This window comes from Actinomyces gerencseriae DSM 6844, assembly GCF_000429265.1.
Classification (GTDB): domain Bacteria; phylum Actinomycetota; class Actinomycetes; order Actinomycetales; family Actinomycetaceae; genus Actinomyces; species Actinomyces gerencseriae.
Genome location: NZ_KE386872.1, coordinates 43415 through 60177, shown reverse-complemented (window position 1 = coordinate 60177; position 16763 = coordinate 43415). Strand labels below are relative to the sequence as shown.

The 16763-nt window shown below is 70.0% G+C and carries 11 protein-coding genes; 6 read left to right on the top strand and 5 right to left on the bottom strand.

Going from position 1 to position 16763, the window contains the following annotated elements; genetic code table 11:
- Nucleotides 1-23: 23 nt before the first annotated feature.
- From G448_RS16475 to G448_RS0111925, 3 genes are all read right to left on the bottom strand, one after another.
- Nucleotides 24-1025, bottom strand: coding sequence for a DUF4956 domain-containing protein (locus G448_RS16475; protein WP_084436724.1), 1002 nt, complete (start codon nt 1023-1025; stop codon nt 24-26).
- Nucleotides 1026-1275: 250 nt separating this feature from the next.
- Complete coding sequence (locus G448_RS0111930; protein ID WP_245572318.1) at nt 1276-2388, bottom strand: PTS sugar transporter subunit IIC; 1113 nt, start codon at nt 2386-2388, stop codon at nt 1276-1278.
- Nucleotides 2389-2738: 350 nt separating this feature from the next.
- On the bottom strand, nt 2739-3254 hold the full coding sequence (locus G448_RS0111925) for a transcription repressor NadR (protein WP_026408166.1): 516 nt from the start codon (nt 3252-3254) through the stop codon (nt 2739-2741).
- 525 nt (nt 3255-3779) lie between these two features.
- Between G448_RS0111925 and nrdH the strand changes: the two genes are divergently transcribed.
- From nrdH to nrdE, 3 genes are read left to right on the top strand one after another with little or no spacing between them, the layout of a single operon-like run.
- Nucleotides 3780-4025, top strand: a complete 246-nt coding sequence (nrdH, locus tag G448_RS0111920) for a glutaredoxin-like protein NrdH (protein ID WP_026408165.1) — start codon at nt 3780-3782, stop codon at nt 4023-4025.
- Nucleotides 4026-4030: 5 nt separating this feature from the next.
- The gene (nrdI, locus tag G448_RS0111915; RefSeq protein WP_026408164.1) at nt 4031-4456 is read left to right on the top strand and encodes a class Ib ribonucleoside-diphosphate reductase assembly flavoprotein NrdI; all 426 of its coding nucleotides are present in this window, start codon (nt 4031-4033) and stop codon (nt 4454-4456) included.
- Nucleotides 4441-6597, top strand: a complete 2157-nt coding sequence (gene nrdE, locus G448_RS0111910) for a class 1b ribonucleoside-diphosphate reductase subunit alpha (protein ID WP_026408163.1) — start codon at nt 4441-4443, stop codon at nt 6595-6597. Before nrdI ends, nrdE begins: the two co-directional genes overlap by 16 nt.
- 475 nt (nt 6598-7072) lie before the next feature.
- On the opposite strand, the gene G448_RS0111905 is transcribed toward nrdE, so the two are convergent.
- Nucleotides 7073-8101 (bottom strand): LacI family DNA-binding transcriptional regulator, encoded by a 1029-nt coding sequence (locus G448_RS0111905; RefSeq protein ID WP_051269019.1) that lies wholly within the window; start codon nt 8099-8101, stop codon nt 7073-7075.
- Nucleotides 8102-8313: 212 nt separating this feature from the next.
- Between G448_RS0111905 and G448_RS0111900 the strand changes: the two genes are divergently transcribed.
- Entirely contained in the window at nt 8314-11601 is a 3288-nt protein-coding gene (locus G448_RS0111900) for a glycoside hydrolase family 2 TIM barrel-domain containing protein (RefSeq protein WP_026408161.1), read from the top strand.
- Complete coding sequence (locus G448_RS0111895; protein WP_026408160.1) at nt 11598-13184, top strand: MFS transporter; 1587 nt, start codon at nt 11598-11600, stop codon at nt 13182-13184. The genes G448_RS0111900 and G448_RS0111895 overlap by 4 nt, the downstream gene beginning before the upstream one ends.
- 164 nt (nt 13185-13348) lie before the next feature.
- Here G448_RS0111895 and G448_RS16470 read toward each other — a convergent pair whose 3' ends face one another.
- Entirely contained in the window at nt 13349-13705 is a 357-nt protein-coding gene (locus G448_RS16470; protein ID WP_281170957.1) for a TA system VapC family ribonuclease toxin, read from the bottom strand.
- 469 nt (nt 13706-14174) lie between these two features.
- Here G448_RS16470 and G448_RS16465 point away from each other — a divergent pair, with 469 nt between their 5' ends.
- Entirely contained in the window at nt 14175-16763 is a 2589-nt protein-coding gene (locus G448_RS16465) for a hypothetical protein (RefSeq protein ID WP_051269017.1), read from the top strand.

The following is a 16763-nucleotide window of genomic DNA, read 5'->3' as shown; positions in this document are numbered from 1 at the left end:
TGCTGAGACGCGGAACAGCGGAGTCAGATGCGCCGGTAGGACGGCGAGCTCCGCCGGGAGCGCTGGTCCTGCGGCTGGCTCTGCGGCTGGTCCTGGAGGTGACTCGTCGAGCTCGTTGACTCCGCCGGGGGCTGGGGGGAGTGGGTCGGCGGCGGGGGCGCGCCCGAGGACTCGGTCCGCAGGGCCTGCGTCCGCGTCGCGGGCCGGTTCTGCTGCGTCGTGGCGGGCGGCGGGCTCTGATGCCCCGGTCCCTGCCGGTGCCGGGGGTTCTGATATCCGGGGTGCTCGGTCCGCCCTGACTGCTCGGAGGGCCGGGAGGGCTGCGGAGGCTGGGGAATCACCGCCGTTGTCGCGGCTTCCCGGGACGTACCGGGCCGGTGCTCCCCGGAGGGCGCGGCGACCGGGTCCTCCGCCGGGGGCGGGGCCGATGCCGGGAGCCGGCTCTGCCGGGGCTGCTGCGGGATCTCGGCGGCCCGGGGGCGGTGGAGTCGGTAGCGGACGTCGACGAGGGTGGTGTCGTTGACCAGGTCGAGGCGCTGGATGTCGAGGGTGAGCACCTTGGCGTCCAGGAGGTTCTCAAGACGATCGGCGAGCTCGCCCTCATCGGAGATGGCGCGATCGAACGTGACCACCTGGTTGCGGTTGCGGCGCATGAGCGCGGGGTGGTCGCCCACGAACAGGGCGACGAGCACGAGCGTCATGAGAATGGCGACGGCGCCGATCGGGGCCTCGATGCCGCCGAGCAGGCCGAGGGCCAGGGCCGCGAAGAAGTAGGCGACCTCGCCCTGGGCCAGGGCGGTGGATCGCAGGCGGATGATCGACAGGACGCCGAACAGGCCCAGGCCCAGGCCCTCGGCGACCGTTGCGCTGGACAGCAGGAGGGTGACCGCCAGGACGCCGACGTTGACGCCGATATAGGCGGCCACGAGGTCTCGGCGGCCGTGGCGGGGTACGTAGAGGGCTCCCACCAGTATGGACAGGGCCACTATGTCGAGACCTATGTAGGCGAGTGCGGAGAGGCTCATCTCGGGACTCCCTTCTCAGTGATTCGTCATGGCCGGACCGGGCGGAGCGAGCGCTCTGCCCGGACCGGGACATGTCAGTCCAACGCGCATCACTGTGAGGACCCTGCAAGCAGCCGCAAATAGTCGTGAGTGACGGGCTGGGGAGCCTCTTCTCCTCCTGCTGGCGGCGCCCGCGCCTCCCGCCGGGGTCCCGGGCACCAGCGCGGCGCTCTGCGAGGTGGCCGCCCCTGTCGGCCTCCCGATCCCGCGATCAGGCCTTGGCGAGGGCCATGTCGCCGGGGCCGATCCAGTTCTTGCGGCGCATGATCTCGCTGATGCCGAGCGTGAGCAGGGCCGGGGCGATGAAGTGGAGGCCGACGATGGAGGCGAGCGTCCGTCCGCCTCCCCACACGGGCTCCATGACCTGCCACGTCATGATCTGGCCGACGAGTCCGGAGGTGCCCATGCCGGAGCCGACGGCGTTGGACTCGATGCGGAGCGCGACGGTGGCGATCGGGCCCAGGATCGCCGAGGCGAGCGTCGGCGGCACCCAGATGAGGGGGTGCCGCACGATATTGGGCACCTGGAGCATGGACGTGCCCACGCCCTGGGCCAGGAGCCCGGACCAGCGGTTCTCCCGGAAGGAGGCGACGGCGAAGCCCACCATCTGCGTGGCGCAGCCGACCGTCGCGGCCCCGGCGGCGATGCCCGACAGGTCCAGGATGATGCCCAGGGCCGCCGAGGAGATCGGCAGTGTGAGGATCATGCCCATGATGACGGCGACGATGACGCCCATGAGGAGGGGCTGGCGCTCGGTGCCCCAGTTGACGAGCCCGCCCAGGGCCACCATGGCCGAGGAGATCGGCGGTCCCAGGACGAGGCCGACGGCGCCGCCGGTGACGATGGTGGTCAGAGGGGTGACGAGGATGTCGACGGGGGTGCGCCCGGAGACGAGTCGGCCCGCCTCGATGGCGGCGTAGGCGGCGAGGAAGGCGCCGAGGGGCTCGCCGGGTCCGCGGAGCATGAGGCCGGTGCCGATCGTGTCGGTGACGATCGCCGAGCCCGACAGGAGGCCGCTCGCCTGGGCGCCGAGCTGGCCGGCCACGGCGGCGGAGATGACGACGAAGGTGTCCACCTTGAGCCTGTGGGCCACGCCCAGCCCGATTCCGGCGCCCGTGATGGCTGAGGCGACGCGGCCCAGGATGACGACGACCCCGCCTGCGGTACCGGGCAGGAAGGCGCCCGCCTGGCTGAGGATCGTACCGACGATGAGGGTGGCGAACAGGCCGTGGGCCATGCCGGTGAGACCCTCGATGAAGAAGCGGTGGGACAGGTCGCGCAGCGCCGTCGTCGGACGGGGCGCGCGGGGGGTGGTGGGTGACACGGGAACTCCAAGACTGGGAGACGGACGGGCGACGAGGGAGTCGGACCCCTGGGTGTCATGACACTTGGAGGATAGTGCGTCGGCGTCGGGCTCGGTGTTGATCTTGATCACGCCGGGGCGTCACTCGTCGGATCCGTGCTCCGGGGGCGACTTCCCGTCCGCGCCCGTAGCGCCCGAAGTCGTCGGGCCGCGCGCCTGCCGGGCCGGTTGCCGCGCTCGGCGGTGGCCGGGGGCACGCGTCGGCGTCGGGCCGCGCGCCTGCCGGGCCGGTGCGGAACCTCCGCGGACCCGACGGGGCCCGTGGCGTCGGGCCGCGCCTGCCGGGCCGGTGGGCGGTGCCGGGCGGCGTGTCAGTCGGCCTCCTGCGCGCGCAGGAATCCCAGGGCGTCGAGCCGCCGCGCGATCTCGTCGAGGCGCTCCTCGGAGTCGGCCTCGATCGTGTGGGTGTGCCAGCCGTTGGTCAGCTCGGCGAGGGAGGAGGAGGTGACCAGGCGGGAGAGGAAGGCCTCGAGGTCGGGGCGGTTGCGAATGAGCAGGTCGGCGGTGATCTGGCCGTAGAGGCGGTGCTCGATGGAGACGTCGATGACGGCGCCGCCGGCGTCGAGGATCGCGGAGAGCTCGGCGGGGATCTGCCCGCGCGTGTGCTGCACCAGCAGCGAGCGTCGCGGCCGCGTCGTGGGACGCGCCAGGAGGTAGCCGCGGTTGGTGGCGTGGATGGAGTGCCCCGAGGCGCGCAGCAGAGCGACGTCGCCGACGATGATCTGACGGGACACGCCCAGCTCCTCGCCCAGCCTGGCGGCGGGCAGGGGCGTGGTGGCGCCCTCCATCCTCTCGAGGATCGCGGTGCGGCGGTCGGCGGCGTCCATGGTCGACTCCCCTGGTCGTGGTGCGTTCGGATGCGGCTCGGTCCACCGTAATGCGTCGGCCGTGCCGTGGGGCGACACGCCCGGCGAGACCCGATTGCGGGAGCGAGTTCCCCGTGCCCCGTCCCCAGGGTGGGGACGGAGCGGACGGAGCGGCAGTGGATGCCTGTGGGTGAGGGGGCGGGATTCGTGTCGTACCCCTGGAGGAGCATGGTTCCGCAGGTCGTGGGGCCTCCCCCGAGCTGCGGCGCCGGGAGCCGTGGGCCGCCCGTCTCCCCGGCGTCCACAGAAGGGCGGCGGCTCTCCACAGGAAGGGGCGCGTTGTGCACAGCGCCACGTCGGACACATCATCTAGTGGTGCTGGCACGCCCCCACCCCTAGGTGTAGTGTCTTGGTGTGCGAGGCAGACATGCCCGCCCGAGAACGACACGAGCGTTATTACACCGATGGCGCCCCTTCTCAAGGGCGCCGCGTACGGCGCTCGACCATCCGTCCGCGACCCATCACGAGAGCCAGGAAGTGACCGACATGGCGATCACCGTCTACTCGAAGCCCAACTGCGTGCAGTGCAGTGCCACCTACCGCGCCCTGGACAAGGCGGGTCTGCTCTACGAGACGGTCGACATCACGCTCGACGTCGAGGCCCTTGAGCAGGTCAAGTCCCTCGGCTACGCCCAGGCCCCGGTCGTCATGGCCGGGGACGACCACTGGTCCGGTTTCCGCCCGGACAAGATCAAGGCCCTGGCGATCGCCGCCGAGGCCCTCGCGGTCTGAGGGGCGTGTCCGCCTCGGGCCGTCGGAGCGGCCCGCTCCTGGTGTACTTCTCCTCGGCGTCGGAGAACACGCATCGCTTCGTGGGCAAGCTCGGCTACCGCAGTGCGCGTCTTCCGCTGCGACGGGGCGACGAGCCTCTCGTGGTCGATGAGGAGTACGTCCTCGTCGTGCCGACCTATGGCGGAGGATCCGTGAAGGGGGCCGTGCCCAAGCAGGTCATCGCGTTCCTCAACGACCCGCACAATCGGTCCCTGTGCCGGGGAGTGATCTCCTCCGGGAATACCAACTTCGGCGAGGCGTACTGCCTCGCCGGCGACATTATCGCCAGTAAGCTCGATGTGCCGCTCCTGTACCGGTACGAGCTTCTGGGAACGAACACGGACGTCGCGCGCGTCAAGGAAGGATTGGAAGGCTTTTGGCAGACACGCTGACGGATACGGGCCCCGAGCCCGCGCCCTCACCGGAGCTCGACTACCACGCCCTCAACGCGAGGCTGAACCTGTACGACGCCGACGGGCGGATCCAGTTCGACGCGGATCACGAGGCCGCGCGCCAGTACTTCCTCCAGCACGTCAACCAGAACACCGTCTTCTTCCACGACATCGAGGAGAAGCTCGACTACCTGGTCGAGGAGGGCTACTACGAGGGCCACGTCCTGGACAGCTATTCCCCGGAGTTCGTCAAGTCCGCCTTCAAGGCCGCCTACGCGCACAAGTTCCGCTTCGAGACCTTCCTGGGCGCCTTCAAGTACTACACCTCCTACACGCTCAAGACCTTCGACGGCAAGCGCTACCTCGAGCGCTTCGAGGACCGCGTCACCATGGTGGCCCTGGCGCTGGCCGACGGCGACGAGCGTCTGGCCCTGGATCTCGTCGAGGAGATGATGACCGGCCGCTTCCAGCCGGCCACCCCCACCTTCCTCAACGAGGGCAAGGCGCAGCGCGGCGAGCCCGTCTCCTGCTTCCTGGTGCGCATCGAGGACAACATGGAGTCGATCGCCCGGGGCATCAACTCCGCTCTCCAGCTGTCCAAGCGCGGCGGGGGAGTGGCCCTGCTGATGAGCAACCTGCGCGAGATGGGCGCACCGATCAAGCGCATCGAGAACCAGTCCAGCGGCGTCATCCCCGTCATGAAGCTGCTGGAGGACTCCTTCTCCTACGCCAATCAGCTGGGGGCCCGCCAGGGGGCGGGGGCCGTGTACCTGCACGCCCATCACCCCGACATCATGCGATTCCTGGACACCAAGCGCGAGAACGCCGATGAGAAGATCCGCATCAAGACCCTCTCCCTGGGCGTCGTCATCCCGGACATCACCTTCGAGCTGGCCCGCAACAACGAGGACATGTACCTCTTCAGCCCCTACGACGTCGAGCGCGTCTACGGCAAGCCCTTCGCCGATATCAACGTCACCGAGAAGTACCGCGAGATGGTCGATGACGGACGCATCAAGAAGACCAAGATCAACGCGCGCACGTTCTTCCAGACCCTCGCCGAGATCCAGTTCGAGTCCGGCTACCCGTACGTCGTCTTCGAGGACACGGTCAACCGCGCCAACCCGGTCAAGGGCAAGGTGGTCATGTCCAACCTCTGCTCCGAGATCCTGCAGGTCAGCGAGCCGAGCATCCTGAACGAGGACCTGTCCTACGCGCACGTCGGCAAGGACATCTCCTGCAATCTGGGGAGCCTCAATATCGCCAGGACGATGGACTCGCCGGATTTCTCCAGGACGATCGCGACCGCGGTGCGGGGCCTGACCGCCGTGTCGGACCAGACCCACCTGCCCAGCGTGCCCTCCATCGACCGCGGCAACCGCGAGTCCCACGCCATCGGCCTGGGGCAGATGAACCTCCACGGCTACCTCGCCCGCGAGGGGATCTTCTACGGCAGCGAGGAGGGCCTGGACTTCACCAACGTCTACTTCGCCTGCGTGCTCTTCGCGGCCCTCGCCGCCTCGCACGATCTCGCCGTCGAGCGCGGTCGGGCCTTCGTGGGCTTCGAGGATTCGACCTACGCCAGCGGCGAGTTCTTCGAGAAGTACGTGACCCAGGACTTCGTGCCGGTCACCGAGCGCGTCAAGGAGATCTTCGCGGCCTCCAGCGCGCACGTGCCCACGCGCGAGGACTGGGCCGAGCTGGCTGGGAGGATCCGGCGCGACGGCATCTACAACCGCAACCTGCAGGCGGTGCCGCCGACCGGCTCGATCTCCTACATCAACCACTCGACCTCCTCGATCCATCCGATCGTGGCCAAGGTCGAGATCCGCAAGGAGGGCAAGATCGGTCGCGTCTACTACCCGGCGCCCTACATGACGGACGACAACCTCGAGTACTACCAGGACGCCTATGAGATCGGCCCCGAGAAGATCATCGACACCTACGCCGCGGCCACCCAGCACGTGGACCAGGGTCTGAGCCTCACCCTGTTCTTCCCGGACACGGCCACCACCCGCGACGTCAACCGCGCCCAGATCTACGCCTGGCGCAAGGGCATCAAGACCCTCTACTACATCCGCCTGCGCCAGGCGGCCCTCACCGGCACCGAGGTCGAGGGCTGCGTCTCCTGCATGCTGTGATTCCGACGAGGGCGGCGGTGGAGGGGAGACGGGCATGCTGACGCCCCTTGCGGGGCCGCCATGCCCGCTTCCGGCCGGATCGGCCGGGCCGTCGACGAGACTCATCAGGGATGCCCGCGAAGGGGCTCGGTGCCTCACGTAGAACCGCCCGTGACGTCCGCGGACCGTGGCGGGCATGGGACGCGGGTCGTCGAGGCGTCCCGGGCGTCAGACATCCCCCGAGGGGAGCCCTCCCCGTTCCCGGGCCGAGACGCTGCGTGTACGGTCGTGCGCATGTCTCATCGCCAGATCCACTCGCGCCTCAGTCATCGTCGCAGTATCCCGCAGATCCTTCTGACCGCGCTCGTTCTGGCCCGACCGGCCTGGTCGCCCCGACTCGTCCGGACGACCTGACCGCCGCATCCCCCGGCCCGCGTGGTCGGCAGAGTCGGCCGGTCGGCTTCCGGCTGCATCGGCTACCGGGCGGGCCACTCGGCTACAGGGCGTTCGGCGGCGCCGTGCTGCCGCGCAGCACCAGCTCGGCGGGAATGATGACGCTGCGGGACCCGTCCATCGGCCCGGAGGCCACCTGCTCGAGCACCAGCCCCACCATCTCCCGACCGTGGCGCTTGAAGTCCAGGCGGACCGTGGTCAGCGGCGGGAAGCTGAACTCGCCCAGGGCCAGGCCGTCGAAGCCCACCACGGACACGTCCTGCGGCACGCGCCTCCCCCGCTCGTGCATGGCCCTGATGAGGCCGAGCGCCACCTCGTCGTTTCCGCAGAACACGGCCGTCACCTCCGGGTCGTCCGCAAGGCGCAGACCCGCCGCGTAGCCCGCGGCCGCCTCCCAGTCCCCGCCCACCGGGTCGGGAACGGGCGCGCCCGCCTCCCTCAGGCGCGCCGCCCAGGTGGCCCTGCGGACCAGTGCCGACTGCGAGCCCTCGGGGCCGGTGACGTGATGGACCGTGCGGTGCCCCAGCTCCAGAAGGTGCCCGACGGCGTCGCGCACCCCCCCGACCTGGTCGGCGCTGGCCGAGGGGTAGTAGCCCACGAGGGCGGAGTCCGAGACGGCCACCGGCATGGTCGGCGGCAGGGAGAGGTGCTCGAGTCCCGCCCGCCCCGCCTGGACCACCACCAGGCCGTCGATGGTCTGGTGGGAGAGCCGGTAGACGGCCTCGCGCATGTCCTCGGACTCGGGGCGCTCCACCTGGACCAGGTTGACGGCGTAGTCGGCCGCGGTGGCGGCCTCCAGCACTCCCGCCGTGGTCAGGGCCTCCCCGGTGCGCTGGATCTGCTGAGTGAGCACGCCGATCGTCTTGAAGGATCCTCGTCTCAGGGCCTGCGCCGCGCGGTTGGGGGAGTACCCCAGCTGGTTCATCGCCCTCACCACCTTCTCGCGGGTGGCCGGGCGCACGTTGTCGGCACCCATCGAGACGCGCGAGACCGTCTGCGCCGAGACGCCTGCCAGGCGGGCCACGTCGCTCAATGACGACGCCCCCTTCGTTCTCCTGCGCTGGCCGGCCATGACCGGAGGCTATCAGGGGTCGGTGGGCGTCTCCTCGTCACCATCGTTGACAACGTTAGCATGATCGGCATCATCGCCGCTCCGCCTCTCTGCAAATCATATGACTGCATGGTTGTCGAAGTCGTTGACCGTCGATATGATAACGTAAACATCGTGGGTGCCGCACAGTGGCGGCACCCGGCGCCCCGCCGACACCCGAGAGAGCACGAACGATGATCGTTCCCAGACACTACGAGGACCTCGGCGTCCTTCACGAGAACACGCTGCCGCCCCGCGCCTACTACGTCCCCGCTTCGGCCGCTGCGGACCCGAGCCCCTGGAAGCGGGAGGAGTCGGATCGTCTCCAGCTGCTGAGCGGCCAGTGGAGCATGCGGTATCTGCCCAGCATCCACGACCTCACCGAGCCCTTCTGGGAGGGAGGTGAGCCCGTCCGCGTCCCGGAGGACGGCGAGGACGCCGGCGCGGCTGGCGCAGCCGGCGCGGTCACTGCCTCCGATGCCGGGACCCGGGCGGACGCCGCCGACCCGACCGGCACGGCGGGGTTCGCCCGGGTCCCGGTGCCCAGCACGTGGCAGCACCTCGGCTACGACCATCACCAGTACACCAATGTCCGCTACCCCATCCCCTTCGATCCGCCTCGCGTCCCCCAGGACAATCCCTGCGCGGTCTACCTGAAGGATTTCGAGTACACCCCCGATCCAGAGGCCCCCTGCACCTCCCTGACCTTCGAGGGCGTGGACTCCTGCTTCTACGTGTGGCTCAACGGCGCCTACATCGGCTACAGCCAGGTCTCCCACGCCACCAGCGAGTTCGACGTCACCGAGCGCATCCTCCCCGGGTCCAACCACCTGGCCGTCCTCGTGCTCAAGTGGTGCGACGGCACCTACCTGGAGGACCAGGACAAGTTCCGCACCAGCGGCATCTTCCGCGACGTCTACCTGCTGTCCAGGCCGCGCGCCGTCCTCTTCGACTACGCCGTCACCACCTCGCTCGCCGGTTCGCCCACCATCCCGATGGGACCGGACGGGTCCCCCGTCCCGGAGCCGGGCGGCGCCGTCGTCGAGCTGCGGGGGTCCTACCGCGGCGGAGCCGTGCCCACCACGGCGATGCTGACGACCTGCCACGGCGAACCGGTGGCCATCGGGGACCTGGAGCCCATCGACGACGGCGATGACGCGAGCGGCGTCGTCGGCGGCGGGGTCGACGAGACCGGCTACACCCACCGGGTCCGCCTCGCCGTGCGGGATCCGCACCTGTGGAGCGCTGAGGACCCCTACCTCTACGTCCTGGTCATCACCACGCCGGGGGAGGTCATCACCGACCGGGTGGGACTGCGCGAGGTCGGGGTCGCCGACGTCGTCGTCCGCCTCAACGGGAGCCCCCTCACCCTGCGGGGGGTCAACCGGCACGACTCCGATCCGGTCACGGGCCCCGCCGTCGACTTGGCCCACATGCAGCGGGACCTGCGGCTGATGAAGGAGCACAACATCAATGCTGTGCGCAGCTCCCATTACCCCAATGACCCGCGCTTCTACCAGCTGTGCGACGAGTACGGCTTCTACGTCATGTCCGAGGCCGACAACGAGAGCCACGGCGCCCAGAGCCTCTTCCTGGCCGACGACTCCTGGGAGAACCAGGTGGAGCACTGGAACGAGCCCATCGCCGACAATCCCGAGTGGGCCGAGGCCACCATCGACCGGATGCGGTTGTGCGTCCACCGGGAGAAGAACCGCCCCAGCGTCATCGCCTGGTCCGCCGGCAATGAGGGAGGATACGGCTGCACGTTCGAGGCGGCGCTGGCCTGGGTCAAGGGCTTCGACCCCACGCGCCTGACCCACTACGAGAGCGCCTACTATCGCGACTCCAAGCGCCGCTACGACTACTCCTGCATCGACCTGTACAGCCGGATGTACCCGTCCCTGGAGGAGGTCCGGGACTACCTGAACTCCGATCCGGACAAACCATTCATCCTCGTGGAGTACAGCCACGCCATGGGCAACGGCCCCGGCGACCTGGAGGAGTACTGGGAGATCATCCGGGCCGACGAGCGCATGTGCGGCGGTTTCGTATGGGAGTGGTGCGACCACGCGGTGACCGCCGGGACCAGCGACGACGGCCGGCCGATCTACCTCTACGGCGGCGACCACGGCGAGGCGATCCACGACGGCAACTTCTGCGTCGATGGCCTCGTCTCGCCCGATCGCATCCCCCACACCGGGCTGGCCGAGCTCAAGAACGTTCAGCGCCCCGCCCGAGTGGTGGACTACGACCAGGACGCCGGGCTCATCACCATTCGCAACGACCTCGACCACACCGACCTGGCCCGCTGCATCCGCATCTCCTACGAGCTGCGCTGCGACGGCGACATCGTGGAGCGCGGGAAGCTGGCGATGGAGCGGCCCGTTCCGCCGCACTCGCAGGTCGTGATCCCCTGCGCTCCGCGGGTGCCGGACGCCGGTCGATGCCATCTGCGGGTGGTCTACCGGCTCGCCGCGGACCAGCCGCTGCTCGGCGTCGGGCACGTCCTGGGCTTCGACGAGGTCCCCGTTCGCAACGCCGACGGGCGCCACCGGCGCGTCCGGGCGCTCGCGGACCGTGCGGGTACCGGGGCCCCGATCGCGACGGCGTGCGAGGACGCGCGGATCGAGGTCGTCGCCGGTGGGCTGCGCTGCGTCGTCGATGCGCGCACCGGGATGCTCTCCGGGATGGCCGTGGACGGCGAGGAGCTCCTGGACCGCCCGATGGAGCTCAACATCTGGCGGGCCCCCACGGACAACGACCGCCACGTGCGCCTGGAGTGGGAGCGCGCCCACTACCACCAGGCCGCGGCGCGGGCCTACGGGGTGGAGGTCGATGAGGGGTCGGGATGCGTCACCGTCCGCGCCGAGGTGGCCATGGTGGCACCCAGCATCCAGCCCGTCCTGCGCGGGGAGACGGCTTGGACCATCTGGGACGACGGGGAGGTGGACCTGAGACTGGCCGTCCGCCGGGCCGAGGGATTCCCATCCCTGCCGCGGCTGGGCCTGCGACTCTTCCTGCCGGAGGCGATGCGCCAGGTCTCGTATTACGGGCTGGGGCCGTTGGAGAGCTATGCGGACAAGCGCCGTGCCAGCTGGCACGGGGAGTTCGCCGACGACGTCGAGGCCTTCCACGAGGACTGCATCCGGCCCCAGGAGAACGGGAGCCGGGCCGATTGCGAGTACGTGACCGTCACCGGCGGCGGCCTGGGCCTGACCTGCGTGGGGCGGCGGCCCTTCTCCTTCAACGTCTCGCAGTACACGCAGGAGGAGCTGGCCCGACGGCGTCACAGCACCGAGCTGCGTCGCTGCGGCTCGACGGTCCTGTGCCTGGACGCCGCCATGGCCGGTATCGGCTCGAACAGCTGCGGCCCGAGCCTGGCTGAGCGCTACCAGGTGAGCGCCCGCGACCTGGAGCTGGGGCTCTGCTTCCAGCTCCGCACCATGAATAGCAACAGCACGCACGATGAGGTGACGTCATGAGCGATGGGAACGCCGGAGGGGCGACCGGGCGAACGGCCGGGGGATCCGGAGCGGCCGTGGGGGACGCCCCCGGGACGACCGATGAGCGCACGTACCTGAGGTGGTACAACAAGGTGGGCTACGGCTCGGGCGACGTCGCCGGCAACGTCGTCTACGTGCTCCTGTCCGCCTTCGTCATGATCTACCTGACGGACACCGCCGGGCTCAACGCGGGCGTCGTGGGTACGCTCATGATGGTCTCCAGGTTCTGCGACGGCTTCTCCGACATCATCTTCGGGGCGCTGATGGACCGCACGCGCACCCGGATGGGCAAGGCGCGACCGTGGATGCTGTGGGGATTCGTGGGCTGCGCCGCCATGATCATCGCGATCTTCGCGATTCCCACGAGCCTGGGGGACACGGCCAAGTACGCCTGGTTCTTCATCGCCTACACGCTGCTCAACGCCGTGTTCTACACGGCCAACAACATCGCCTACTCCTCGCTCACCGCACTCATCACTCGCAACAGCTCGGAGCGGGTGCAGATGGGGTCCATCCGCTTCATGTTCGCCTTCGGGACGAATCTGCTCATCCAGAGCATCACCGTGGGCGGGGTGGCCATGTTCGGCGGTGGCGCCGCGGGCTGGCGGGCCATGGCGATCGTCTACGCGCTGCTCGGCCTGGCGGTCAACACCCTGTCCGTGTTCTCGGTCAAGGAGTTGTCGCCGGAGGAGCTGGAGGGCGAGAGTGAGAGCGGCCCCGAAGACGACAAGCTCTCGGTCGCTGAGTCCGCCAAGATGCTCCTGTCGAACAAGTACTACCTCATCATCCTCGTCGTCTTCCTGCTGACTCAGATCTTCACGGCCATGCTCAACATGGGCATCTACTTCATGACCTACATCCTGGGGGACGCCAAACTGCTGGGGACCTTCGCCTGGGCCATCAATGTCCCGCTCATCGTCGGTCTGCTGCTGACGCCGCTGGTCGTGAGCAGGTTCGGGGAGATGTACCGGGTCAACATCGGCGGCTACATCATCGCGACCCTCGGGCGGCTCGGGGTGCTCGTGGCGGCCTACCTCCACAACATTCCCCTCATGCTGGTGCTCTCCGGGATCGCGGCCCTGGGGATGAGCCCGTTGCAGGGGACGCTCAACGCCATGATCGCCGAGGCCTCGGAGCACACCTGGCTGCGCACGGGCAAGCGCATCGACGGACTCATGTTCTCCTGCACCTCGCTGGGCGTGAAGGTCGGCGGCGGGCTCGGCACCGCCGTGTCCGGGTGGCTCCTGGCGGCCAGCCATTACGACGGGCACCTGGATGTGCAGCCGAACTCGGCGATCCAGATGCTCTACGTCATGTACGTGTGGTTCCCGCTCATCGCCAACGCGCTCATCCTCTTCCTCCTCACGCGCCTCGACGTGGAGCGGGTCAATGCCCGCCTCAAGGCGGACGGGGCCGGCAGCGACGCGTCTGGCGGGGTCGGCGAGGCTGGCGCGTCTGGCGGAACTGGCGGGGCTTCCCGAGCCGACGGGGAGGCCGATGACGGCGTCGAGGGCCTGACCGCCGCGGCCGGCACCGAGGACGGCGACGGCTCGGCAGGTTGACGCAGCGTGAACGACTGTGAGTGACTCACGGGTGGGGGTGAGACGGGGCGAAGCGGACAGCGACGCCAATGCCCCCACCCGTGGTACCGGGTCGGTGCGCAGGCAGGCGGAGTGCCTGCCTGCGCACCGACCGTTCTCGACGGTGTCAGCACGCAGCGGTGGAACTATCCGCTGTTGGGGTTGATCCAGCGCAAGTCGTTGAAGCGGGCGAAGTCGCTGTCGAAGGAGCATATGGCAGTGCCGTGCTCGATGGCGAGGGCGGCCAGGTGAGCGTCTGCGACGAGGTTGCCGCGTAGATCGCCGTCGATGAGGAGCTGCCCGAGGATGTCGCGGTGACGGCTCCCGGGGGCGGGCACCCAGGCCTGGTCGGCGTCCAGCCAGTCGGTGATGCAGCTCCACGCGTCCGCTGGTGTCAGGGGACTCGCAGTCACTCGCGGATGGGTGATGATGCGCTGAAACGCCATCAGCGACACCCACGGCAGTCCCACGCGTTCGACGCGTTCATCGCCTTCTCCAGCCATGTCCGTGCGGTGGCGTGGAAGTGGGATGTGCTGTCGACGGCGTAGCGCAGGACATTGGCGTCAAGGACCACCGGGTGCCCTCGGCATCGGACTGATCCAGCAGTTCGAGCGCGCTGGCGATATCGGTGACATCGACCTTCAGCCCGACGCCGGCCGTCCGCTGCTGGAAGTGCGTGGGCGTCTGCTTCCGGGCCAGCCTGCGCGTGCGAGTTCGTTGACGGCCTTACCCAAACCGATGCGGCGCTTCCGGCGCAGGTGCTCCGCCGCAGCCGCGACCTCGGGATCGAGACGTACCATTGTCCTTATCGCACTATCCTAGCATCGTAGGTGCGGCCAATATGCATCACTGATGCGCCTCGGGTGCCGACAGGGCGAGGTCGCAGGGGCAGGTCTGCCCTCCCCGGTCGCCTGCGCTCGGATCCGGGCGGCGACTGGATCGCGAATCGTGCCGGAACAGTAACGTGAGGCCATGACCAACCCCGCTACCGGCGATATCCCTCGCGTCCATGCCGACCGGCCCACCGTCGCGACCAACGGCAATGGTTCGATCCACCCCAGGGGAACCGCTCTGAGCACTCCCTACCTCGACGGCCCCACCTCGACCCAGCGGGCCGAGCGCGCCCCCTGGCGGGCCGAGGCCGCCGTCGAGATGCTCTCGACCGCCTTCCTCCGCCGCGGTTCCGCCACACCGTTCGTACGAGAGGTGCTCGTGCCGCTGATCCTTCTCGTCACGGGCATCCAGGTCTCGGCCGTGGTGGACGACGACCCGGCCACCGGTTCCCTTCCCCTTCTCGCCGTCCTGGTCCCCGCCGCCGTCATCGCCCTCTACGTCAGCCGCATGCAGTGGGTATCCAGCCACGCCCACGTGCGAGCCGCCATCGCCTGGGCCCGCAGCGCCCCGGTGCCGCGACGGTCCTGGGGGCACGACGGGGGGCCGGGCGCCTCCCCGGGCGGAGCCGCCGCGCCGGGGTCCGACGACGTCGTCCGCCCCGGCGCCCTGCCCGCCGTCGGCCAGTGGCTGCGGATCACGCTGCCCCGCCGGCTGCCCGGCCTCATCTGGGCGGCCCTGGCTCCCCCGATCGTGACGACCCTCGCGCGCGCCTACGCCCCGGCCCCCTTCCAGGAGACCACTCGTCTGGCGGGGACGGCGCTCGTCCTCGGCGTTGTTCTCGGCGGCCTGATCGACAACCTCGTGCTGTCGGCTCGGCTCGGGCGCGCACGGTCCGCCGTCGGGCTGACGGGACTGGAAACCGGCGCCTGGACCCTCGCCCAGCGCTTCACCGACGACCCCCTCGCGCTGCCGGAGGAGGAGGCGGTGGTCCCCCGCCGCGGCACGGTGTGCGCCCGACTCGCCGGCATCAACTCGCTCCCCGATCAGTCCAGGCTCGTCGAGGTCACGGTCCTGGACGCTCAGATGGCCGTCCTCCGGCAGGCCGCCGACGACGTCGCCGGTCCCGGAGCCCCGTGGGCGGAGTCGCGTCCGGGCGGCCTCGGGGCGGATCCCGCAGTGGGCCCCCGGAGGGACGTGGCGCGGGCCAGACGGGCCCTGGCGGACCTGCTGGCCTCGGCGCGCGCTGTGACCGATCACGGCCACCGCGTCTTCCAGGCCGGTTATCTGCTCACATTCGTCCTCCTGCTCTACCTCGGTGCTCGACCCTGGGCCACCGGCGACGTCCTCGCCTGGCGCACCATCACGCCTGTGATCCTCAGCGCCGGGGCCACGCTCCTGGGCGTCGCCATGATCGGCACCGAGGTGAACAGCGTGGTCGCCGATGCCACCACCGAGCAGTTCCACCTGCGAGCGCTGCGGGACTGGGCCGCCTCCTGCCGCCTTCACGCGGCGTCCGGCTGGGCGGAGCCGGCGTGGATGCGTGACGGTCGATGGAACCTCCGACGCCGACCGGCTCGTATGACTCGGCGGGGGCTGGGGCTGTGGGTGCTCATCCTCCTGGTCGTCGGCGTCCTCGCCGTGGGCTGGACGGCGGGGGAGACTCCCGCGAGCCTGAGCCGCTCCGTCGCCTCCCTGCGCATCGAGACCCTGCGGTCCTGGGGGCTGGGGGAGATCGAGCTCGGCGCCCTGTGCGCGGTCGGGCTGGGGGTCTGGGCGCTCCCCGTGGTCGGGTGCCTTCGATGGGGGCGCGAGGTCCGGCGGCTGGAGGAGACTCTCCTGAGCGACGGCCTGGCGCGCATCAGCATCAACGGCGACGTCGTCGTCGATGACGCCTCATCGACGTCCGTCCACGCGGCGGGGACGGGGCGGGGCTCGGCGGCCGTGCTGGGGATCCCCGACGAGGCCCTCGTGGAGGGGCCGGGGGCGTGGGCCTCGGACGTGTCCGCCATGTCGTCGGGAGTCGCCGCGCCGTGGGAGTGCGGGGTGGCGGTCGAGCGGCTCAGTCGCCTGGCGGCGAACCGTCGCCGCGACTCCCGGGGCGGGTGGCTCCCCCTTCATGTCGGCCTGCTGGCGCTCGTCCTGGCCATTGTCCGGCTCGGTGCCGGGCGGGGCTGGATTCTCGGCGTCCTCGTGGCGGCACTGGGCGGGCTCATGGTGGTCAGCGGAGTGGTCTCCTTCCTGCGGGACGTCATCCTCGACGCCCGGGTGCGGCGCTCTCTCCTGGCCTGGGCGCGGGAGGCTCGCGGCCCCTGGGCCTGGCCGGGCGTCGACGGGCCGGGCGGTGAGAGCGGTGGAGGCGCGATCGCGACCTGGTGGGATATCGACGGGAAGGCCAGGCCGGCGTCCTTCTTCGTCGTCATGGGGGAGACCTCCGCCCTGTGGTGGCTGCTCGCCCCATCGGGCGCCGTGCCCGCCGCGACCGAAACGCTCGCGCTGTTCGTCCTGGCCCTGCCGGCGCTGACATGGCTCATCAGCATGATCAGGTTCGCCCTCCTGGCGGCGAGTGCGCACCGCGCCCGGGCCGCGGTCGGGCTGCCGGGGCGGTGGCGGGTCCAGGACCGAGTCGAGGCGGGTGAGCGCACCACGACGACGGTTCCCGGCTGGCAGGCGCTCGGCAAGCCCGTTCCAGCGGCGGGAGGCGCCGTCCATTGGTCCTGGGGGCGGTGA

What these genes read in the sequence shown, in the direction of transcription:
- G448_RS0111925 (WP_026408166.1), bottom strand. Translation starts at nt 3,254, where the DNA reads ATGGACGCCGCCGACCGCCGCACCGCGATCCTCGAGAGGATGGAGGGC.
- G448_RS0111895 (WP_026408160.1), top strand. Translation starts at nt 11,598, where the DNA reads ATGAGCGATGGGAACGCCGGAGGGGCGACCGGGCGAACGGCCGGGGGA.
- nrdH (WP_026408165.1), top strand. Translation starts at nt 3,780, where the DNA reads ATGGCGATCACCGTCTACTCGAAGCCCAACTGCGTGCAGTGCAGTGCC.
- G448_RS16475 (WP_084436724.1), bottom strand. Translation starts at nt 1,025, where the DNA reads ATGAGCCTCTCCGCACTCGCCTACATAGGTCTCGACATAGTGGCCCTG.
- G448_RS16465 (WP_051269017.1), top strand. Translation starts at nt 14,175, where the DNA reads ATGACCAACCCCGCTACCGGCGATATCCCTCGCGTCCATGCCGACCGG.
- G448_RS0111900 (WP_026408161.1), top strand. Translation starts at nt 8,314, where the DNA reads ATGATCGTTCCCAGACACTACGAGGACCTCGGCGTCCTTCACGAGAAC.
- G448_RS0111905 (WP_051269019.1), bottom strand. Translation starts at nt 8,101, where the DNA reads ATGGCCGGCCAGCGCAGGAGAACGAAGGGGGCGTCGTCATTGAGCGAC.
- G448_RS16470 (WP_281170957.1), bottom strand. Translation starts at nt 13,705, where the DNA reads ATGGCTGGAGAAGGCGATGAACGCGTCGAACGCGTGGGACTGCCGTGG.